Annotated in this window: 18 protein-coding genes; 17 read left to right on the top strand and 1 reads right to left on the bottom strand. The window is 66.7% G+C overall.

Annotated features, from left to right (window positions below):
* Window positions 1–151: 151 nt before the first annotated feature.
* From ACFRAH_RS02380 to ACFRAH_RS02445, 14 genes are all read left to right on the top strand, one after another.
* Window positions 152–1,942 carry an NAD(P)/FAD-dependent oxidoreductase gene (locus tag ACFRAH_RS02380; RefSeq protein ID WP_377989309.1) on the top strand — a complete coding sequence of 597 codons (1,791 nt, stop codon included), beginning with the start codon at window positions 152–154 and terminating at the stop codon, window positions 1,940–1,942.
* A 302-nt stretch (window positions 1,943–2,244) separates the two neighbouring features.
* A complete protein-coding gene (locus ACFRAH_RS02385) occupies window positions 2,245–3,318 on the top strand; it encodes an alkene reductase (protein WP_377989310.1) in 1,074 nt (357 codons plus the stop codon).
* 186 nt (window positions 3,319–3,504) lie between these two features.
* Window positions 3,505–4,032 (top strand): alternate-type signal peptide domain-containing protein, encoded by a 528-nt coding sequence (locus ACFRAH_RS02390; RefSeq protein ID WP_377989311.1) that lies wholly within the window; start codon window positions 3,505–3,507, stop codon window positions 4,030–4,032.
* Window positions 4,033–4,117: 85 nt separating this feature from the next.
* On the top strand, window positions 4,118–4,711 hold the full coding sequence (locus ACFRAH_RS02395) for a hypothetical protein (protein WP_377989312.1): 594 nt from the start codon (window positions 4,118–4,120) through the stop codon (window positions 4,709–4,711).
* A gap of 91 nt (window positions 4,712–4,802) precedes the next feature.
* A complete protein-coding gene (locus ACFRAH_RS02400) occupies window positions 4,803–5,306 on the top strand; it encodes a signal peptidase I (RefSeq protein WP_377989313.1) in 504 nt (167 codons plus the stop codon).
* Window positions 5,303–5,788, top strand: a complete 486-nt coding sequence (locus tag ACFRAH_RS02405) for a hypothetical protein (protein ID WP_377989314.1) — start codon at window positions 5,303–5,305, stop codon at window positions 5,786–5,788. The genes ACFRAH_RS02400 and ACFRAH_RS02405 overlap by 4 nt, the downstream gene beginning before the upstream one ends.
* 76 nt (window positions 5,789–5,864) lie before the next feature.
* Window positions 5,865–6,596 carry a GntR family transcriptional regulator gene (locus ACFRAH_RS02410; protein ID WP_377989315.1) on the top strand — a complete coding sequence of 244 codons (732 nt, stop codon included), beginning with the start codon at window positions 5,865–5,867 and terminating at the stop codon, window positions 6,594–6,596.
* 269 nt (window positions 6,597–6,865) lie between these two features.
* The gene (locus ACFRAH_RS02415; protein ID WP_377989316.1) at window positions 6,866–7,861 is read left to right on the top strand and encodes a sugar phosphate isomerase/epimerase family protein; all 996 of its coding nucleotides are present in this window, start codon (window positions 6,866–6,868) and stop codon (window positions 7,859–7,861) included.
* A gap of 59 nt (window positions 7,862–7,920) precedes the next feature.
* Window positions 7,921–9,696, top strand: coding sequence for a dihydroxyacetone kinase subunit DhaL (dhaL, locus tag ACFRAH_RS02420; protein WP_377989317.1), 1,776 nt, complete (start codon window positions 7,921–7,923; stop codon window positions 9,694–9,696).
* A complete protein-coding gene (locus ACFRAH_RS02425; protein ID WP_377989318.1) occupies window positions 9,693–10,175 on the top strand; it encodes a ribose-5-phosphate isomerase in 483 nt (160 codons plus the stop codon). Before dhaL ends, ACFRAH_RS02425 begins: the two co-directional genes overlap by 4 nt.
* 2 nt (window positions 10,176–10,177) lie before the next feature.
* On the top strand, window positions 10,178–11,146 hold the full coding sequence (locus tag ACFRAH_RS02430; RefSeq protein ID WP_377989319.1) for a 3-hydroxyacyl-CoA dehydrogenase family protein: 969 nt from the start codon (window positions 10,178–10,180) through the stop codon (window positions 11,144–11,146).
* Window positions 11,147–11,306: 160 nt separating this feature from the next.
* Window positions 11,307–12,074: an SDR family NAD(P)-dependent oxidoreductase gene (locus tag ACFRAH_RS02435; protein WP_377989320.1), complete on the top strand. Its 768-nt coding sequence runs from the start codon at window positions 11,307–11,309 to the stop codon at window positions 12,072–12,074.
* 226 nt (window positions 12,075–12,300) lie between these two features.
* Window positions 12,301–13,704: an MFS transporter gene (locus tag ACFRAH_RS02440; protein WP_377989321.1), complete on the top strand. Its 1,404-nt coding sequence runs from the start codon at window positions 12,301–12,303 to the stop codon at window positions 13,702–13,704.
* 67 nt (window positions 13,705–13,771) lie between these two features.
* Complete coding sequence (locus tag ACFRAH_RS02445) at window positions 13,772–14,596, top strand: triose-phosphate isomerase family protein (RefSeq protein ID WP_377989322.1); 825 nt, start codon at window positions 13,772–13,774, stop codon at window positions 14,594–14,596.
* Here ACFRAH_RS02445 and ACFRAH_RS02450 read toward each other — a convergent pair.
* Window positions 14,593–14,889, bottom strand: a complete 297-nt coding sequence (locus ACFRAH_RS02450) for a hypothetical protein (protein ID WP_377989323.1) — start codon at window positions 14,887–14,889, stop codon at window positions 14,593–14,595. The two genes, ACFRAH_RS02445 and ACFRAH_RS02450, sit on opposite strands and share 4 nt — an antisense overlap.
* Before the next feature lie 248 nt (window positions 14,890–15,137).
* Here ACFRAH_RS02450 and ACFRAH_RS02455 point away from each other — a divergent pair, with 248 nt between their 5' ends.
* The 3 genes from ACFRAH_RS02455 to ACFRAH_RS02465 all read left to right on the top strand — a co-directional run bounded on the left by ACFRAH_RS02455 (window position 15,138) and on the right by ACFRAH_RS02465 (window position 20,010).
* Complete coding sequence (locus ACFRAH_RS02455) at window positions 15,138–17,606, top strand: Tex family protein (protein WP_377989510.1); 2,469 nt, start codon at window positions 15,138–15,140, stop codon at window positions 17,604–17,606.
* Window positions 17,607–17,681: 75 nt separating this feature from the next.
* Window positions 17,682–19,634 (top strand): gamma-glutamyltransferase family protein, encoded by a 1,953-nt coding sequence (locus ACFRAH_RS02460; RefSeq protein WP_377989324.1) that lies wholly within the window; start codon window positions 17,682–17,684, stop codon window positions 19,632–19,634.
* A gap of 55 nt (window positions 19,635–19,689) precedes the next feature.
* A complete protein-coding gene (locus ACFRAH_RS02465) occupies window positions 19,690–20,010 on the top strand; it encodes a hypothetical protein (RefSeq protein ID WP_377989325.1) in 321 nt (106 codons plus the stop codon).
* Window positions 20,011–20,082: the final 72 nt, after the last annotated feature.

Genomic DNA, 20,082 nt, shown 5'->3' on the forward strand with positions numbered 1-20,082 from the left:
CCGGACGAAAAACATGCAACCCGATTGTAACCCTCCGTGACTTTTACTTGTGATGCGGGTCACGGATGTACGCCAGGGGTGGCGGCATCTGCAGCAGCAACTCCGGCACGAGGCCAACGACGTGGCCAGGCCTTCAAAGGAAAGAGGAATCATGCCCGAGACACCAAACGGCATTGTGGCCGGCTGGCTGGAGCGGTTCGACGATGCGCTGCGCAGGAAGGACACCGCAGCGGCGCTTGAGCTGTTCGACGAGGAATCATACTGGCGCGACTTCGTGTCCTTCACCTGGAACCTCAAGACCATGGAGGGCAAGGACAGCATCAGGCGCATGCTCGAAGCGACCCTCGGCGACGTCGGCCCGCACAACTGGGCGCTCGCAGAGGATGCCACGGGTGACGCGTCCAGCACCGAAGCCTGGGTGACATTCGAGACCGCGCAAGCCCGCGGCTACGCCCATCTTCGCCTGCGCAACGGCAAATGCTGGACCCTGCTCACCACCATGCAGGAGCTCAAGGGATTCGAGGAGAAGAAGGGCCCCAACCGCGAGCAGGGCGTGGCCCATCGCATCGAGAAGGGCCGGAAGTCATGGCTTGAACTCAAGGAGGAACAGGCCGCCAGGCTTGGCCACGAGGAGCAGCCGTACACCGTGATCATCGGCGGCGGCCAGGGCGGCATCGGACTTGCTGCACGGCTCCGCCGGCTTGGCGTTCCCACCATCATCATCGAGAAAAACGCGCGTCCCGGCGACTCGTGGCGGAACCGCTACAAGTCACTGCACCTGCACGACCCCGTCTGGTACGACCACCTGCCGTACATGAAGTTCCCCGACGACTGGCCCGTCTTCGCCGCCAAGGACAAGATCGGTGACTGGCTGGAGCACTACACGCGGATCATGGAACTCAACTACTGGTCCGGCACGGAGTGCACAAATGCGCGCTGGGACGAAGACACCCGCGAATGGGAAGTCAGCGTGGTCCGCGAGGGCGAGCCCGTCACCCTGCGCCCGAAGCAGCTCGTCTTCGCCCTGGGTGTTTCCGGCTACCCCAACGTTCCGAAGTTCGACGGCGCCGAGACGTTCCTGGGGGAGCAGTACCACTCGTCCAAGCACCCGGGCGGCGGGGACTGGACGGGCAAGAAGGCCGTCGTGATCGGGTCCAACAACTCCGCCCACGACATCTGCGCCGACCTCTGGGAGCACGGTGCCGACGTCACCATGGTCCAGCGTTCCTCCACCCACATCGCCCGCAGCGAGTCCCTCATGGACCTTGCGCTCGGGGACCTCTATTCCGAAAGGGCCCTGGCCAACGGCGTCACCACCGAAAAAGCCGATCTGCTGTTCGCTTCGCTGCCGTACCGGATCCTTCCGGACGCGCAGATTCCCGTGTACCAGGAGATGGCGCGGCGTGACGCCGACTTCTACTCCCAGCTCGAGGCTGCCGGCTTTAACCTTGACTTCGGCGTGGACGGTTCCGGCCTCTTCCTGAAGTACTTGCGGCGCGGTTCCGGCTACTACATCGACGTGGGCGCTTCGCAGCTGATCATCGACGGCAGGGTGAAACTCGCCAACGGCCAGATCAGCAAAATCACGGGTAACGCCGTCGTCCTCGACAGCGGTGCCGAGCTTGAAACCGACGTCATCATCTACGCCACCGGCTACGGTTCGATGAACGGCTGGCTCGCCGATCTGGTCTCGCCCGAGGTGGCGGACGCCGTCGGAAAGTGCTGGGGATTCGGCTCGGATACGCCCAAGGATCCCGGCCCATGGGAGGGGGAGCTGCGCAACATGTGGAAGCCCACGAACGTGGAGAACCTCTGGATTCATGGAGGCAACCTCCACCAGAGCAGGCACTACTCCACCTACTTGGCGCTGCAGCTCAAGGCCCGGATGGAAGGCCTTCCCACGCCGGTGTACGAACTGCAGCCATCCCACCACACCCGCTGACAGAAAGTCCGGGGGGGCGGGTAAAAAATCGGCCCCCCGGGACCCGGGAGGAGGGGGGCCACACGTGTTTAGGAGCCCGGGACACCCCGCGCCCGCCCAAACTCCCCTGGGCGCCCCGGTGTTCGCCTGCGGGGGGCCCCAATTTTCTCCGCCCCCCCCCTAGTCCGACGGCGGCACCCGGCTTGGGTGCCGCCGTCGCCATCCCTGTGGTGCCGGGCAGTGAACTGTGCCACACCCGGAATAGTTGCACGCGCGTTGCAGTTACAGCTGGTGAACCTGATGCACTCTGAAAGGAACTCCGCATGCTGTTTTCCCCCCTGGCCCTCGGCGAGCACGAACTCCCCAACCGTCTCGTCATGGCACCGCTGACCCGTGTCCGCACCGGCAAGGAAGGCGTACCCGGCCCGCTCGTGGTGGAGCACTACCGCCAGCGCGCGTCCCTCGGCCTTATCGTCAGCGAGGGAATCTACCCCAGCCCCGCCGGCCGCTCCTACCCCGGACAGCCCGGGCTGGTCACGCCCGAGCAGATCGCCGGCTGGAAGAAGGTCACCGACGCCGTCCACGCTGAAGGCGGACGGATCTTCGCCCAGATCATGCACGGCGGGCGCGTCTCGCACGAGGACATCAACGGCGGCCACCGCGTCGTGGCCCCCAGCGCCATCGCCGTCGAAGGTGAGACACGGACCTACAACGGCAAGCAGCCGCACCCGGTGCCGCACGAGCTCTCCACCGATGAGCTGCCCATCGTCCGCGAGGAAATCGTCACTGCCTCGCGCAATGCCATCGAGGCAGGGTTTGACGGCGTTGAGCTGCACTCAGCCAACGGCTACCTTCTCAACGAATTCCTGGCGCCCAACACCAACGTCCGCACCGACAGCTACGGCGGCTCACCCGAGAACCGCGCACGCTTCGTCATCGAAACGGTGAACGCCGTCGTCGAGGCGCTCGGCGCCAACCGCGTCGGCATCCGCATCTCGCCCGAACACAACGTCCAGGGCATCGAAGAGACCGATCCCGCCGACGTCCGGGCAACCTACGAGGTGCTGGTGAACTCCATCGCCCCGCTGGACCTGGCCTACCTGAGCATCCTGCACGCTGACCCGACCGGCGGCCTGGTGCAGGACCTGCGGTCGCGCTTCAACGGCCCGTTCCTGGTCAACACTGGCTTCGGCGTCATCACCACCCGCGAGGAGGCCCTCGCGCTCGTCGCTGACGGGCACGCGGACGCCGTCGTGGTGGGCCGGCCCGCCATCGCCAACCCGGACCTCGCCCGCCGCTGGCGTGAAGGCCTGCCGCTGAACGAACCGGACCAGTCCACGTTCTACGGCGAGGGAGCGGAGGGCTACACCGACTACCCGGTGTACCAGCCGGCCTAGCGTTTACTTGCTCTACGGAGCGGCATTAAGCCAATGGAACCGTCCCGTCACCGGGGCGGTTCCATTGGTTTAAGGGGCAACTTTCTTGAGTGAATCTTGACGCTTTGCGGCATCGATACCTGAGCAGGTAACGGCATTGTTCTTTGCAGCAGGAAATCTACTCATCACTTCTTGAAGGGTCTCACCGTGAAGAACAGCGCACTGATCAAGGGAACCGCCGCCATCGCCGTTGGCGCCGCACTGCTGCTGGGCGGCGGAGGCACTCTGGCCTCCTGGAACGCATCCCAAACCGCCACCCCCGGCACTGTCGTCGCTGGCGATCTGAATGTCGTGGCAGACACCGGCGTCTGGACGGACGGCGCCAACCACACCATTACCAACATCGCCAACTACAGGGTTGTCCCCGGCGACAAGCTGACCTACACGCAGGTCCTGAACGTCACCCTGACCGGTGACAAGATGGCCGCAACCGTCGCTGCAGAGGGCACCGGCGCTGTGAACGGATTCACGGCTGCCAACGTCGACGTGACCGGCCCTGTCCTGACCGCCGGTTCCCCCAGCGCGGTTGTGAGCGGCCCGCTGACCACAAGTGGGACGGTCACCGCCACCATCACCTTCGAGTTCAAGTCCGGCACCGCTGGCCGCTCCGACGTCACCAAGTCCTACAACTTCGGCAACGTTGCCTTCACCCTGAACCAGATCGCCCCCGCATAGCCGGCGCCAAAGCCGCTCCCGGCCGCCGCTCAGGGCGGCCGGAAGTCCAACGTCACCAATAGTCGAATGAGGGTCAGGAGGAGCCATGCGCATCCCGCGCCACCTGCGGGCAGCGGCTCTTGTCGTCGCGGCCGTGCTCATGGGCCTCCTGACCGTCCAAGGGAGTTATGCACTATGGGCTGCTGCAGCCTCCGCGACACCTGGGGCAGTAACTGCTGCGTCCTTCGACGTCAGCCTCACCGGAACACCTACCGGCCAGGTCACCAACATGACAGCGGCCGGGGGGCAGGCGGCAATTATTTCGCTCAGTCCGTCAACCGCGCTGACCCCGGGAAGCGCCGTCTACTCCAGCGTTTCTGCCACCAATAATTCCGACGCCGGCGGCCAGTTCAACATCAGTGTCACCGCGGGCGCCCCGACAGTCAGCAACGTCGCGGGCGGCGGGTTGGCGAGCTACGTCACCGTCAGCGCCAAATCCGCGACCAGCGCAGCCGCCTGCGGCACCACGGGGTATACCGGCCTGACGCCGGTCACAGTCCCGAAGGGCGCCAGCACGACGCTGTGCTACGAAATCAAGCTCGCCTCCAACGCTCCAGCCACCGTGAAAGGACAAGCCGTGAGCATCTCCGTTCCTCTCACTGCTACGCAGCTCTGCGGGGTGCCCAGTGGCTGCGCCTAGTATTCTTCCGACGGCGGACGCCTCCGTCGTCCGTCCTGCCGGCGGTGCCGGCAGGAGGCCCCTCCGGTGGCTCGCGGCAGCAGGCAGAACAGTGAGCTTTGTCCTGCTGATGGTCGCGGTGTTCGCCGCACTGGTGCTCATCCTCGTCCCGAAGGTCACCGGCTCTCAGACCTACGTGGTGCTGACGAACTCGATGGCGCCAAAGTACTCGCCGGGCACCTACCTGGTGGTCAAGCCTACGGCGTTCAGCGAACTGAAGGCCGGGGATGTCGTCACCTTCCAGCTGGAGTCGGGCAAACCTGCAGTGGAGTCGCACCGCATCGTTGGCTTCGGGACCACGCAGACGGGGGAGAAGACCCTCATCACCAAGGGCGACAACAACGACATCAACGACCCCAACTCCGTTCGCGAGCTGCAGGTGAAGGGCAAGCTCTTCTACGCCGTCCCGTACGTCGGCTACGTCGCCAACGCGCTGGGGAACTCCGACCGCGGCCTCTGGGTGACGGTGGGAGCTGCCGGACTCATCGGCTACGGTGCCCTGCTGATCTTCCGGAGCATCCGCAGCCGGCGCCGCGAAGCACGCACGGCGGAATGAATACCCCCGCCGTCGTCCAGGCCAAGGTCCCAGGCGCAATGCTGGCGCTCTTTGCCTTCATGCTGACGGTGCTGCTGGGCATCGGCGGCACATCCGCCGTCGCCCTGTGGCAGCAGTCCGCGTCCGCGACGATGTCGGTTTCGGCGGCTGCCAGCTGGCCAGGATCCGGCATGGGCCTTCAGTGCGCATCCGGGCCCGGTGATTCGGTGACGCTGACCATAACAAACGCGCCCTCACCCACGTCAGTATCCGTGGCATCAAGGACCGCAGGAGGAACTTACGGTTCGGAGTACACGGTGACGCCGACGTCGGCAACCATCGTCGTCGCTGCGACATCCTTCGGCATCCCAGCCAGCGTTGGGTCCACCAAGAATGGCAAAATCGACCTCCGCGTCAGTGCATGGTTTGACGGTGGCTCCGGGATGGCCGAGATTTCAGGGCTCCAGCTCACAGGCAACAATTCGAAGCTGGCCTGTCAGTAGCTCGCTGGGTCAAGCGCGCCGTAACGTCTGTCTGAACGTGCCAGCCTTCCCTGAGGCGTCCCTATAGGATCTGATCATGCAAAAAGCGTCCAACGGCACCCGCGCCGGCAGCCGGCCCGAGGATCAGACCGGGCGCAAGGGAGGCCGGACCGTCAGCCGCCAGGTCCTGGCGGACCACGTTTACGAGGAGCTGCTGGCCTCGCTCATGGACGGCAGACTGGAACCAGGGGCCGCCGTCAGCATTGACGGAACAGCCCGCGAACTGGACGTTTCCCCGACTCCCGTCCGCGAAGCATTGGCCCGGCTGGAACACACCGGCATGGTCCGGCGCGTGGCGCTCAAGGGGTACCGCGTTGCCCCGGTGTTCACCCGCGAGGACTTTGCAGATCTCATGGAGGCCCGCCTCGCCATCGAGCCAGTCAACGCCCGCATCGCCTGTGAACGCCTGAGTCCGCACCGCCTCGCGGAACTTGAACAGACTGTCGAGGACCTGAAGTCCGCGCCGCGCGGGCCGTCGTTTGCCGAGTACAAGGACTATCTCGAGGCCGACGAGCGCTTTCACCAGCTGATCGCCCAGCAGACGGACAACCAGTTCCTGCTAGGCGCCTACGCTGCTCTGGGTGGACAGGTCCAGCGCTTCCGGCTTTTCGGCGGTGTGGGGATCACGGACGCCGAGTATGCGATCGCCGAGCACCAGTCCGTCCTGGACGCGCTGTCCGGCGGTGACCCCGAAAAGGCCGAAGCCGCCATGGCAGCCCACATTCAGAAGGTCCGTGAACGCGCAATGGCGGACGCCCCGGGGGAGTAGCGTCCGTCAAAGCCAAAAGTAGGTAGCAGCAGAGGGCGTTCCCAGCCTTGGGAACGCCCTCTGCTGCTACCCAGTCGGGGGAGGAGTAGCGTGGGGAAAACAAGGACCTGATGCCGCGGAGGAGTGAGACACTTCACAGCGCAGGATCATCCCTATAGGATCTTCGATGGTCGCCCAATAGCGACTGCTGAACGAACGTGTGACCTTGACAACGCCTACTGGATAGTAAATCCTATAGGAAACAGGATTCCACGAGGGAGTGAACACCAATGGCTTACACCGCCGACAACTGGCCCATCACTGCGGCACTGCTGCAGTTCCCGGGCGTCGATGCCCAGGGCGCCCACATCAACGACGCAGACGCCGCCGCCTGGGCCGAGGTCTTCACAGAGGTCAAGGAAGCAGGCTTCGCCAACGCCGACCTCACCGACAGCTGGGTCCGCCCGGGCGACCTGAGTAAGGAGCGGCTCGCCGAGTTCAAGCAGACGGCTGACAGCGTCGGCATCGGCATCCCGGTCATCTCCGCCATCCGCCGGAGCATCATCCAGGAGGGCAGGTGGGAGGACAACCTGGCCTACAGCCACCGCACCATCGATGCCGCCGCAGAGCTCGGCTGTGAGGTTGTCTCCTTCGGCCTGCACCAGGCCATCACCCCGGAGCAGCAGAAGCAGCTCTGGTTCTGGACCGTCGAAGGCTATAAGGATCCGGTGGGGGACACGGAAGCCTGGAACAACGCCGTCGCCCGTTTCCAGGAACTGGGCCGGCACGCTGCAGAAGTGGGCGTCCTGCTCTCGCTCGAGATGTACGAGGACACCTTCATCGGCACCGCGGACTCGTCCGTGCAGTTCGTCCAGGACATTGGCATGTCCAACGTCGGCCTCAACCCGGACCTGGGCAACCTGATCCGCCTGCACCGGCCCATCGAGGACTGGCGGGAAATGGTTGCCAAGACCCTGCCGTACTCAAACTACTGGCACATGAAGAACTACATCCGCGACGAGGACGTGGCCCGCGACATGTACGTTGCCATGCCCGCCCCGATGGAAAGCGGCCTCATCAACTACCGCGAGGCATTCAAAGTGGCCCTGTCGGTGGGTTACCAGGGCATCATCTGCACCGAGCACTACGGCGGCGACGGCCTCACCGTCACGGCCAGCAACCAGGACTACCTGCGCCGCCACGTCCTGCCCAAGCACGATGGCTACGCGCTCGGCACGAGCCAGGTGGCGCAGGGACGGCAGCAGCCCGTCGCCGTCGCCCGCTAGCGGCGCCCGCTCGGGACCCAACCAGAACTATCACCCAACCCCGGATTCAATGAGGAACCATGACTCAGATCTTCGACAATCCCGCTGATTTCGCAGATGAGGCGCTGGACGGCTTCGTTGCCGCCAACCGCGGGTACGTTGCCCGCGTGGACGGCGGCGTCGTCCGCTCCACCGAGATCCCCGACGGCCAGGTCGCCCTGGTGGTGGGCGGCGGCTCCGGACACTACCCGGCCTTCGCCGGCCTGGTCGGGCCCGGCCTGGCAGCCGGCTCCGCGTGCGGCAACATGTTCGCGTCCCCGGCCGCCGGACAGGTCTACCGCGTGGCCAAGGCAGCCAACGCCGGCGGCGGGGTGCTGCTGAGCTACGGCAACTACGCCGGCGACGTGCTGCACTTCGGCCAGGCGCAGCTCCGTCTCAACGCCGAGGGCATTGAGACGCGCACGGTGCTGGTCACGGATGACATCGCCAGCGCACCCGTGGACCAGATCGAGAAGCGCCGCGGCATCGCCGGCGATCTCACGGTCTTCAAGGTCGCGGGCGCCGCGGCCGAGGCGGGCCTGAACCTGGACGAGGTGGAGCGCCTTGCCATCAAGACGAACTACCGCACGCGCTCACTGGGCGTGGCCTTCGACGGCTGCACCCTTCCCGGCGCAGCCGAACCGCTGTTCCATGTTCCGGCCGGGCAGATGTCGCTGGGCCTGGGCATCCACGGCGAACCGGGCATCTCCGAACACCCCATGCCCACAGCCTCGGAGCTCGCCGAACTGCTGGTGTCGCGGCTGCTCGAGGACAAGCCGGATGACGCCGGCAGCCGCGTGGTGGCCATCGTCAACGGCCTGGGCACGGTCAAGTACGACGAGCTGTTCCTCCTCTTCGGCAAGATCGAAAAGCTCCTCAACGCCGCCAACCTGACCGTCGTTGAACCGGAGTGCGGCGAGCTCGTCACGAGCCTGGACATGTCCGGGCTCTCCCTGACCCTGTTGTGGCTCGACGACGAACTCGAGCAGTTCTGGGCCGCGCCGGCCGACACCCCTGCCTACCGCAAGGGCAACACCGCGCCGCGCGCCCGCCGCGAAGTCACCGGCACCGACGAGGCGGCCGAAGCGGACACCGAGAAGGCAACCGCGGCGTCCGCCAACCTGGGCCGGCTGGCAGCCGCCGTCCTCGCCCAGGTGCGGGACGTCGTCGTCGAACACGAAGCGGAACTCGGTGACCTGGATGCGATTGCCGGCGACGGCGACCACGGCATCGGCATGCGCCGCGGCGTTGATGCGGCTGCCGCAGCCGGTGAGCAGAACGCCGAAGCCGGTGCTTCGGTTGAACGCGTGCTCACCGCCGCGGGCGAGGCCTGGAGCGAACGCGCCGGCGGAACCTCCGGCGCGCTGTGGGGAACGGCCGTGATGGCCGCCGGCCTCGCGCTCGGCAACCGGGAGTCGTACGCCGCCGGGGACGCGTCCGCCGCCGTGTCCGCCTTCACGAACGCCATCACCGAACTCGGCAAGGCAGAGCCGGGGGACAAGACCATGGTTGACGCGCTCCTGCCGTTCCGGGACGCGTTCAAAGACGCGTTCGACGGCGGTACCTCCCTGGGTGGCGCCCTCACCGCCGCCGCTGCTGCGGCGAACGAAGCAGCCCGCCAGACCGCGGACCTGCGCCCCCTCAAGGGCCGCGCCCGCCCGCTGGCTGAGAAGAGCCTCGGCCACCCGGACCCCGGCGCAGTCTCGTTCGGACTGATCGCCGAACGGGTGGCCACCTACCTCGCATCAGATGCGGCCGGTTCCACGCCGGCCGCGTCCCCCATGGCCTCGACGGCCGGAAACGGAGCAACGGAATGAGCAACACGGAAGGCTGGCGAATTGTCATCGGCAACGATGAGGCCGGCGTCGAATACAAGGAAGCACTGAAGGCCCTGTTGGAGGCGGACCCGCGCGTTGCCTCCGTCGAGGACATCGGCGTCGCCGCCAACTACTCCACCGCGTACCCGCACCTGGCCGTGGCCGCGGCCCGCAAGGTGGCCGAAGGCGAAGCGGACCGCGCGCTCCTGATCTGCGGCACCGGCCTCGGCGTGGCCATCGCCGCGAACAAGGTCCCCGGCATCCGCGCCGTCACCGCTCACGACAGCTACTCCGTGGAACGCTCTGTCCTCAGCAACAACGCCCAGGTCCTCACCATGGGCCAGCGCGTCATCGGGCTGGAACTCGCCAAGAAGCTCGTGGGCGAATGGCTGGGCCACCGCTTCGATGAGAACTCCTCCTCCGCCGCAAAGGTGGACGCCATCTGCTCGTACGAACCCGACTACACGAAGGCCGACTGAACATGACCGAAACACCCACCAGCCTGCGCAAGTTCGCCGTCGTCGGATCCGGGTACATGGGCGGCGGCATCGCGCAGGTCCTCGCCCTTGGCGGTGCCCGCGTTGCCCTCGCCGACGTATCCGCCGAAGTAGCACAGAAGAACTACGAGCGCCTGCTCACCGAGTCCGACCAGTTCGTGGCCGACGGGCTGTTCCCCGAAGGCTCCACCGAGATCCTGAAGCAGAACCTCTGGGCTGCGAAGGACATCGAGGAAGCCGTGGCTGACGCCGACTTCATCGAGGAGGCCGTGCCCGAGGTCATTGGCATCAAGCACGAGACCCTGGCCCGCATCAGTGCCGCCGCCCGTCCGGACGCCATCATCGGCTCCAACACCTCCACGATTTCCATCGCGGAGCTCTCCCAGCCGGTGGCCAACCCGGAGCGTTTCCTGGGCGTGCACTTCTCCAACCCGTCGCCGTTCATCCCCGGCGTCGAAATCATCCCGCACGAGGGCACCTCCACCGAGACGGTTGCCGCGGTCCGCGACCTGGTCCACTCCGCCAACAAGGAAACGGCCGTGGTCAAGGACGTCACCGGATTCGTGCTGAACCGCCTGCAGTACGCGCTCTTCCACGAGGCCGCACAGCTGGTGGAGCAGGGCATCGCGACGGCGGAGGACGTGGACACGCTGGTCCGCACGACCTTCGGCTTCCGGCTGCCGTTCTTCGGCCCGTTCGCGATCGCCGACATGGCCGGCCTGGATGTCTACAACTTCTGCTACAAGTCGCTGCAGACCGACTTCCCGGAGCGCTTCGCCACCCCCAAGATCCTCACGGACCTCGTGGAGGCGGGCAAGCTGGGCACCAAGACCGGCGCAGGATTCCTGAATGTCCCGGCCGAGCGCACCCCCGAGCTGATCGCCTACCGCAACAAGGCCTACGTCGCGATGCAGAAGCTCATCGAGGAGCTCGGCCCGGCACCGATCAGCTAAGGGCACCGATCAACTAAGCACCACTTCACCAAAGCACTACGGCAGTTGGGCGCTGCACCCAGCAGCTGCCCGCCTGTTGTGCTGTGCTGCCCGATTCATCCGGTTGCTGCCTGTGATTCCGCCCGGCAGCAACGGTCCCTTACGACTTAGGAGCACATCCATGAGCACTTTTCCGTCCGAGCGCACGGCCATCGTCACCGGAGCCGTGTCTGAGCGCGGCATCGGCCGTGCCACCGTCAACTACCTGGCAGAGCAGGGCTGGAACATCGGCATCATCGACCTCGATGACGCCATGTGCCAGGCGACAGCCAAGGAGATCGCCAGCCAGTACGGCGTGAAGGCCCACGGCGTGGGTGCGAACGTCGCCGACGAGGCCTCAGTCCGCGCGGCAATTGACTCGATCGAGGCAGAACTCCCGCAGATCGTGGCCCTCGCAAACGTTGCCGGCGTGAGCTCGCCGGTCCCGTATCTGGAACTCGACAGCGCTGAGTGGGACCGCGTGCTGAACATCAATCTCAACGGTGTCCACTACGCCACCCGCCGGGTCGCCGAATCCATGGTGAAAAACGGGATCGGCCGCATCGTGAACATCTCCTCCGTCTCCGCGCAGCGTGGCGGCGGAACGTTCTCCAAGACCCCCTACTCCGTGGCCAAGGCCGGCGTGATCGGCCTGACCCGCTCCACGGCCCGCGAACTGGGGGAGTACGACATCACGGTCAACGCCATCTCGCCGGGTCCCATCGACACCGACATCATGGGCGGCACCCTCAGCCAGGAACGCAAGGACGAACTGGTCAAGGACCTCGTGGTGAACCGCGTCGGTTCCACCCGGGACATCGCGGCAGCCATCGCCTTCCTCATCAGCGAGGACGCCGGGTACATCTCCGGCCAGACGCTGAACGTGGATGGCGGCCTCTACATGCACTAGGCCCCTACATGCACTGGAAAGGACCACAATGCTGAGCTCGTGGACCAAGGAACGCAAGATCTACCTGGCCATTGGCGTCCTCGCCTGCCTCGCCGGCGTGCTGCTCATCGCCTTTGGGCTCTGAGTTTTTCGCTGTAACAACCTGAATTACCCGGGACCCGTTCCGCCGGAACGGTTCCATCTGCTGTGCCCTGATTTGCTCACTTTCACTCAAAGAGGAGTTTGAATGACTGTCACCAACTCATCCGCAACGAAGGAGCTGCTGGATTCGCCGATCCTCAAATCGGCCATCTCCAAGGCTTCCTTCCGGCTCATGCCGATGCTCGTCATCCTGTACGTCGTGGCCTTCCTGGACCGCACCAACGTGGGCTTCGCCGAGGCCGCCCTTGAAGCCGACAAGGGCATCAGCGCGGGCGCCTACGCCCTGGGCGCCGGCATCTTCTTCATCGGCTACGCCCTGTTCGAAATTCCCAGCAACCTGCTGCTGACCAGGTTCGGCGCCAAGGTGTGGCTGGCACGCATCGCCGTCACCTGGGGCATCGTCTCCGCCTGCTTCGCCTTCGTGCAGGACGAGACCTCCTTCGTGATCCTGCGGTTCCTGCTGGGCGTGACCGAGGCCGGGCTCTTCCCGGGCGTGATCATGTTCCTCGCCGCCTGGTTCCCGAACAAGGTCCGCGTCAAGATGTTCGCCATCTTCTACCTGGCCCAGCCGTTCTCCCAGATGATGGGTGCCCCGCTCTCCGGCTGGCTGATCAACATCGGCGACCAGGTTCCCGGCATCCAGGGCTGGCAGGTCATGTTCTTCGTCGAGGGCATGCTCGCCGTGCTGGCAGGCGTCGCTGCCTACTTCTTCCTGATCAACAGCCCGCAGGACGCCAAGTTCCTGAACAAGGACGAGAAGAAGGCCCTGCAGGATGTCATGGCCCTCGAGGACACGGTCAAGGAAGAATCCGGCCCGCGCGGCGTCCTGGCAGCCATGAAGAACGGCCGCGTCTGGTACTTCACCGTCATCTACTTCTGCCTGCAGATCGCCGTGTACGGCGTGACCTTCTACCTGCCGCAGCAGGTGTCCCAGCTGACCGGCCAGAAGGTGGGCCTCGCCGTCGGCCTCATGGCCGCCATCCCATGGTTCTTCGGCATCTTCGCCTGCTACTTCATCGGCAAGGCTGCCAACACCGTGATCCGCCGCCGCGTCTGGGGCACCGGGCTGTTCATCTCCACAGGCCTCTGCATCTTCGGTTCCGCGTGGGCCGGCGCCAACCACCTGCCGGCGCTGGGCATCGTATTCATCACCCTCGCGGTGTGCAGCTTCCTGTCCATCGGCCCCATCGCCTGGTCCTACCCGACGGCGTTCCTCACCGGAACCGCCGCCGCTGCGGGCATCGGGCTCATCAACTCGCTGGGCAACCTGGGCGGCTTCGTGGCCCCGATCCTGCGGACCACCGTCAACCAGGTGACCGCCTCGGACACCGGAACCATGGGCGTCTACGCACTCGGTGTGCTGCCGTTCCTCGCCGCGGCCATGATGATCGGCACCCGGAAGTTCAAGAACAAGGCCGACGACCTGCTGGAAACCGACGCTCCCGGGAACGCCGGGACTGCCGAGCCGCAGGCCCTGCTGGAAAAGTAGTCAACAGCAAGCAACTGAGGCGCAGCAACACCCGCAGCAGCAACACCCAGCAAAGGCAGGAAACCCCGTGACCCAGCTCAGCCAGGCCATCAAGGACACCGGCACGACGTTCGTCGGCGTCAGCACCAAGATGTATCTGGGCTACCGGGACAGCCTGCGCTGGCTGGATGAACTGCGCCAACAGGTGGACGCCCGCCCGGCCCTCGCGGCCGGGCGGGTGGTCCCGTTTGTGATTCCCTCTTTCCCCATGCTTCCCGCGGCAGGTGGGATCGTCGCCGGGTCGCCGCTGGTCCTGGGTGCCCAGAACTGCGGCTGGGCCGACGGTCCGTGGACGGGCGAGCTTTCGCCGTCGCTGCTTGCCGAGCTGGGCGTGGGTCTCGTGGAGATCGGGCATGCCGAACGACGGCGGCACTTCGCCGAGGACGACGCCATGATCGCGCTCAAGGTCAGGGCGGCCGACGGCGCCGGCGTCACCCCGCTGCTCTGCGTGGGGGAGGAAGCACGTGGGACTGACAGCATTACCGACGCCGGTGCCGAATCCGCCGCCCGGTTCGTCTACGGCCAGATCGAGGCCGCCGTCGGTGGCGACTGGGACCTGGCCGCCCGGCTGGTCATCGCCTATGAACCCGTCTGGGCCATCGGCGCCGCCGAGCCCGCCAGCGCGGAGTACGTGTCCGCCGTCGTGCGTATTTTGCGGAAACTGCTCAGCACCCACGCGCTGCAGGATCTGCCCGTCATTTACGGCGGCTCCGCGAAGCCCGGCCTGCTGCCCACACTGGACGGCGTGTCGGGTCTGTTCCTCGGCCGGTTCGCGCACGACGCCGCGAATTTCGGGAAGGTGCTGGACGAAGCCCTGTCAGAGGCGGACACGGCTCCTCGGGACCCGCGCTAGAGGAATGCCTCGCGGCCAGTCCCCTCGGCGAGCACGAGCTCGCCGTCCTCAATGGACACAAGCAGGCTCCGTGGCCTGCCGTGGAGCTTCATTTCCGCGCTGAGATTGCGGCTGGTGACTTCAACCCCCACCGTTGCGCCCTTGGCCGGCAGTTCAACGGAGACTTCCTCGGCCATGCCCAGAAGCTCGCGGGTGGTGACATCGCGGTCGTACCTGGCCTCCTTGCCGTTGACCGTGATGGCGACTTCATCGTCGTTGAAGCCGTCCTGAAGAATGATGAGCAATTCCTGCATGATGTGCCGCCTCAGTCGATGACCCCCGCTGCATACAGTCACTACACCACTTAAGGACGGCCGTGGGTAGTGCGGCTTGGTCCGCCACTGCAACCCGGATTCGGCCCGGAAGCGGGCTCGTAGGGCAAAATGTTCTGGTGACCCAACAGCCGCAGCACTCCGCCACGCCCGTGCCAAACCCCGCCTCCGGGACCAAGCCGAAGGAAACCCCAGCGCCCGGACCGGTCGGCGGCCACGGCCCGGACGATGTGGCCGCCCGCATCGCGGAACAGATCGCCTCCGAACTCGGGGTGAAGACCTGGCAGGTGAAGGCAGCCGTGGAACTGCTCGACGGCGGGTCAACCGTTCCCTTCATCGCCCGCTACCGCAAGGAAGCCACCGGGACGCTCGACGACGGCCAGCTCCGCGAGCTCGACGAGCGGCTGCGCTACCTCCGCGAACTGGAGGACCGCCGTCGTGCTGTCCTGGAGGCGATTGCCGCGCAGGGGAAGCTGACCCCGGAACTGCAGGCCGCCGTCGTCGCCGCCGATACGAAGTCCCGGCTCGAGGACATCTACCTGCCCTTCAAGTCCAAGCGGCGCACCAAGGCGCAGATTGCGCGCGAGGCCGGCCTGGAACCGCTCGCCGACGCCTTGCTTAAGCGCCCCGAACTCGACCCGGAGCGTGAGGCGGCCAAATACCTGAACGCGGACCACGCCGTGGACGACGCCGCTGCCGCGCTCGCGGGTGCACGGGCGATCCTCGTGGAGCGCGTTGCCCAGGATCCGGATCTGGCGGAGAACCTGCGTGAACGGCTGTGGACGCAGGGCCGGATGGTGTCGCGGGTGAAGACGGGCAAGGAATCCGAGGGGCAGAAGTTCGCGGACTACTTCGACTTTTCGCAGGCGCCGTCCGGGATGCCGTCGCACCGGGTCCTGGCGCTGCTGCGCGGTGAGAAGGACGGCGTGCTCGAGCTGGACCTCGCCGAGGCGGATCCGGCCGACGACGACGCCCTCGCCGCCGCACGCACCCGTTACGAATCCGCCGTGGCCCGGTTCCTCGGGGTTGCGGACCGCGGCCGGCCCGCCGACGCCTGGCTGCTCCAGACCGCGCAGGTGGCGTGGCGGTCCCGGGTCCTTGCGCGGCTGACGGCGGACCTGCGGGGACGGATGTTCGCGGCCGCGGAGGACGAGGCCGTGCGGGTTTTCGCCGCCAACCTGCGGGACGTGCTGCTGGCGGCGCCCGCCGGAAACCGCGCCACCCTGGGCCTCGACCCCGGGCTGCGGACCGGCGTGAAGGTGGCCGTGGTCGATAAGACCGGCAAGGTGGTGGCCACGGACACCGTCTATCCGCATGCACCGGCCCGCAAATGGGACGAGGCGCTGGCGACGCTGACCCGGCTGGCGCGGCAGCACGCCGTCGAACTCGTGGCCATTGGCAATGGCACGGCGTCGCGCGAAACGGACAAGCTCGCGGCCGACCTGATCAAGCAGCTCACTTCGGCTGCCGGCGCGGCTGCGGCGGCGCCGCAGAAGCTGGTGGTGTCCGAGGCGGGCGCCTCCGTGTACTCAGCATCAGCCCTGGCCGCCGCCGAACTCCCCGGGATGGACGTGTCCCTGCGCGGGGCGGTGTCCATCGCCCGCAGGCTGCAGGACCCGCTGGCCGAGCTGGTGAAAATCGATCCGAAGTCGATCGGTGTTGGGCAGTACCAGCACGACGTCACCGCATCGAAGCTGGACCGCAGCCTGGATGCCGTGGTGGAGGACTGCGTGAACGCCGTGGGCGTGGATGTGAACACGGCGTCGCCGGCTCTGCTGAGCCGCGTGGCCGGCGTAGGGCCGCTGCTGAGCGAGAACATCGTGGCGTACCGCAACGAAAACGGGCCGTTCGCCAAGCGCAGCGAGCTGAAGAAGGTGCCGCGGCTTGGTGCCAAGGCCTTCGAACAGTGCGCCGGGTTCCTGCGGATCACCGGGGGAGCGGAGCCGCTGGACGCCTCCAGCGTGCACCCGGAGGCGTATGCGGTGGCCCGGAAGATCCTGACGGCGGCGGGTGCCGGCCGCGGTTCCGGTGCTTCCGGGGCGTCGGGGCTCGCTCCGTTGGCCGATGCCGGACGGCTGAACCCTGCCGATTTTGTGGACGGATCCTTCGGGCTTCCGACGGTTCGCGACATCATCGCCGAGCTGGAGAAGCCGGGACGTGATCCGCGCCCGGCGTTCAAGGCGGCGGCGTTCTCCGAGGGCATCGAGAAGATTTCCGACCTGAGGCCCGGGATGGTTCTTGAGGGCACCGTCACCAACGTGGCCGCGTTCGGCGCCTTCGTGGACGTTGGGGTGCACCAGGACGGGCTGGTGCACGTGTCTGCCCTCGCCAACCGGTTCGTCGCCGATCCTCGTGAGGTGGTCAAGTCCGGACAGGTGGTCCGGGTGAAGGTGCTGGAGGCTGATCCGGAGCGGAAGCGCATTTCGCTCACGCTGAGGCTCGACGACGAACCGGGCTCGCCCGGCGACCGGCCGGTTGCGGGCCGGCAGTCCGGGGAACGGGGTGGCGGCGGCCGCAACCGGACGGGCGATCCCGGCAAGGGTGGCGGAAAGCCCGGACCGCGCCAGGGGAACGAACCAGGCCAGTCTGCGGCAGGCCGCAACAGCGACAGGCGGCAGCCAAAGCAGCCCGGCCAGCGGCCAGCCCAGGCTGACACCGCCATGGCTGAAGCCCTGCGGAGGGCCGGTCTGGGCAAGTAGTAGCCTGTCCGGGCGGAGCGTGTCGCGGGCGCCCTATCCGGAGCGGGGCGGAAACCCGTGACTACAGTAGCGCCTATGAGTTTTACGAGGCCGGAGACTTTTACCACCCGTCCTACGCTGCAGGGCACATTCGGCATGGCCGCCAGCACTCATTGGCTTGCCACCGGCACTGCGCAGGCCGTGCTGGAGCGCGGCGGCAACGCCTTCGATGCGGCCACGGCCGCAGCCTTCGTGTTGTACGTGGTGGAACCGCACCTCAACGGGCCCGGCGGCGACATGACCGGCGTCTTCAGCACAGCGGCAGGGCCCGGAAAACCCATCGTCCTGATGGGCCAGGGTCCGGCCCCGGCGGCAGCGACGGTCCAGCACTTCCGTGGAGAAGGCCTGGAACTGGTGCCCGGCTCAGGTGCGCTCGCCGCGGCGGTTCCCGGCGCCGTCGACGCCTGGCTGTTGCTGCTGAGGGACCACGGAACGTGGGAACTGGCCGAAGTCCTGGATTTCGCCATCCGGTACGCCCGCGACGGCCACCCGGTTTTGGCCCGTGTCTGCAGCACGATCTCGGCTGTGGCGGAGCTGTTCCGGGAGCACTGGCCCACTTCTGCCGAACTGTGGATGCCGGATGGGCGTATCCCGGAGGAAGGCGACCTGGTCCGGAATCCGTCGCTTGCTCGAACGCTGCAGAAACTGGTGCAGGCTGGCGCGGGCCTCGGCGAGGCATTCGCGGCAGAGCCGGCGCACACCCGCGAGCAGCGCATCGACGCCGCCCGCCGGGAATGGAGCGAGGGCTTCGTGGCCCGGGCCATGGCCGAAAGCGTTCGCACGCCCCACCGCCACTCGTCCGGGACCGACCACCGCGGCGTCATGACGATGGCCGACATGGCCGGCTTCCGCGCGTCGTACGAGGAACCCGCCACGTTTGAGTTCCGCGGGCACACGATCGCCAAGACCGGCCCGTGGGGTCAGGGGCCGGCCCTGCTGCAGACGCTCACGATCCTGGCCGGCTTTGACGACGATCACCTCGACCCGTCCACGGAGCTCGGGGCGCACACGATTCTGGAGGCGCAGAAGCTCGCACTGGCGGACCGCGAGGCCTACTACGGCGACGGGGACGTGCCGCTCGATTACCTGCTGTCTGACGACTACGCGGCGTCGCGCCGGGAGCTGATTACTGAAGAGGCGTCGCACGAGTTCCGTCCTGGCTCCGTTCCCGGGCGTGAGCCGTACGTTCCCGCGCTTCGGACCGGGTACGTCCCGCCTGCGCCGTCTAATGACGACGGCGGAGAGCCCGCTTTGGGAGGTCCGTCCGCTTCCAGCCGCGGACGTTCCGCCGCTGCTGCTGCCGGTGTCGGCGAACCCACACTCGGCGATCCCACGGTCGGCGAAGCCAGTTCCCGCGAAACCGGCCCCGGCGAACCGGCCGTGTTGTCCAACGGGGAAATGCGGGGGGACACATGCCACATCGACGTCGTGGACCGTTGGGGCAACATGGTTTCGGCGACGCCGTCCGGCGGCTGGCTGCAGTCTTCGCCGGCGATCCCTGAGCTCGGGTTTTGCCTGGGCACAAGGTTGCAGATGACATGGCTCGAGCCTGGAACGCCGTCCACGCTGACCCCGGGCAAGCGCCCGCGGACCACGCTGACACCAACGCTGGTGCTGCGGGACGGCGTTGCTGTTTCCGCGCTCGGCTCGCCTGGGGGAGACCAGCAGGACCAGTGGCAGCTGCTGTACCTGCTGCGGACCATCGTCGGAGGCTACTCGCCGCAACAGGCCATCGATGCACCGGCGTTCCACACGACATCGATGCCAGGGTCCTTCTGGCCACGCACTTGGGAACCCGGCGGTGCCGTGGTCGAGGATCGGCTGGGCGATGACATTATCGCCGGGCTCGAGGCACGGGGACACCGGATCACCAAGGCAGGCGACTGGACCTTGGGACGACTGTCCGCCGTCGTCCGCGATCCCAGGACCGGCGTGATGCAGGCTGCCGCGAATCCGCGCGGTGCGCAGGGCTACGCGGCCGGGCGGTAGGAGCGGAGTTTCTTTCGGGGTTTCTGGCGCGCCGGTTATCTGCAAGGCTGGGGTGATGAACTACTTCCTGGAGTACACGATTCCCGCTGGCCCTGACGACGCCGAATTCGAGTTCCCGCACGACGAGATTCGACCCGGGACCACCATCCCGCTCTCCGAGACCAATGCCGAGGTAGTGCACACCCCCACGCTTCCAGCCCGCACCGGGATCGTCGGAGCCACAGTGCCTGAAGCCAAGCTCGAAGCCGAGCAGCTCATCACCCACAGCCGGGCGACGGAAGCTTCCCTGTATGAGGATCCCTCGAATTCCCTTCAGGCGGGCGTTGGCACGCTCGTTGCCACGTTCACCGAAGGCAGCGGCTGGCAGGACGCATAGCAGCCGCAGGTTTCGCTTCATCGGAAGCGCCTGGTCCCGGGTATTGGGGCCAGGCGCTTCCGTGGTTCGGCG

Origin of the sequence: Arthrobacter sp. NPDC056727 (assembly GCF_042790555.1) — a bacterium.
Classification (GTDB): domain Bacteria; phylum Actinomycetota; class Actinomycetes; order Actinomycetales; family Micrococcaceae; genus Arthrobacter.

What these genes read in the sequence shown, in the direction of transcription:
- ACFRAH_RS02380 (WP_377989309.1), top strand. Translation starts at nt 152, where the DNA reads ATGCCCGAGACACCAAACGGCATTGTGGCCGGCTGGCTGGAGCGGTTC.
- ACFRAH_RS02385 (WP_377989310.1), top strand. Translation starts at nt 2,245, where the DNA reads ATGCTGTTTTCCCCCCTGGCCCTCGGCGAGCACGAACTCCCCAACCGT.
- ACFRAH_RS02395 (WP_377989312.1), top strand. Translation starts at nt 4,118, where the DNA reads ATGCGCATCCCGCGCCACCTGCGGGCAGCGGCTCTTGTCGTCGCGGCC.
- ACFRAH_RS02405 (WP_377989314.1), top strand. Translation starts at nt 5,303, where the DNA reads ATGAATACCCCCGCCGTCGTCCAGGCCAAGGTCCCAGGCGCAATGCTG.
- ACFRAH_RS02410 (WP_377989315.1), top strand. Translation starts at nt 5,865, where the DNA reads ATGCAAAAAGCGTCCAACGGCACCCGCGCCGGCAGCCGGCCCGAGGAT.
- ACFRAH_RS02415 (WP_377989316.1), top strand. Translation starts at nt 6,866, where the DNA reads ATGGCTTACACCGCCGACAACTGGCCCATCACTGCGGCACTGCTGCAG.
- dhaL (WP_377989317.1), top strand. Translation starts at nt 7,921, where the DNA reads ATGACTCAGATCTTCGACAATCCCGCTGATTTCGCAGATGAGGCGCTG.
- ACFRAH_RS02425 (WP_377989318.1), top strand. Translation starts at nt 9,693, where the DNA reads ATGAGCAACACGGAAGGCTGGCGAATTGTCATCGGCAACGATGAGGCC.
- ACFRAH_RS02430 (WP_377989319.1), top strand. Translation starts at nt 10,178, where the DNA reads ATGACCGAAACACCCACCAGCCTGCGCAAGTTCGCCGTCGTCGGATCC.
- ACFRAH_RS02435 (WP_377989320.1), top strand. Translation starts at nt 11,307, where the DNA reads ATGAGCACTTTTCCGTCCGAGCGCACGGCCATCGTCACCGGAGCCGTG.
- ACFRAH_RS02440 (WP_377989321.1), top strand. Translation starts at nt 12,301, where the DNA reads ATGACTGTCACCAACTCATCCGCAACGAAGGAGCTGCTGGATTCGCCG.
- ACFRAH_RS02450 (WP_377989323.1), bottom strand. Translation starts at nt 14,889, where the DNA reads ATGCAGGAATTGCTCATCATTCTTCAGGACGGCTTCAACGACGATGAA.
- ACFRAH_RS02460 (WP_377989324.1), top strand. Translation starts at nt 17,682, where the DNA reads ATGAGTTTTACGAGGCCGGAGACTTTTACCACCCGTCCTACGCTGCAG.
- ACFRAH_RS02465 (WP_377989325.1), top strand. Translation starts at nt 19,690, where the DNA reads ATGAACTACTTCCTGGAGTACACGATTCCCGCTGGCCCTGACGACGCC.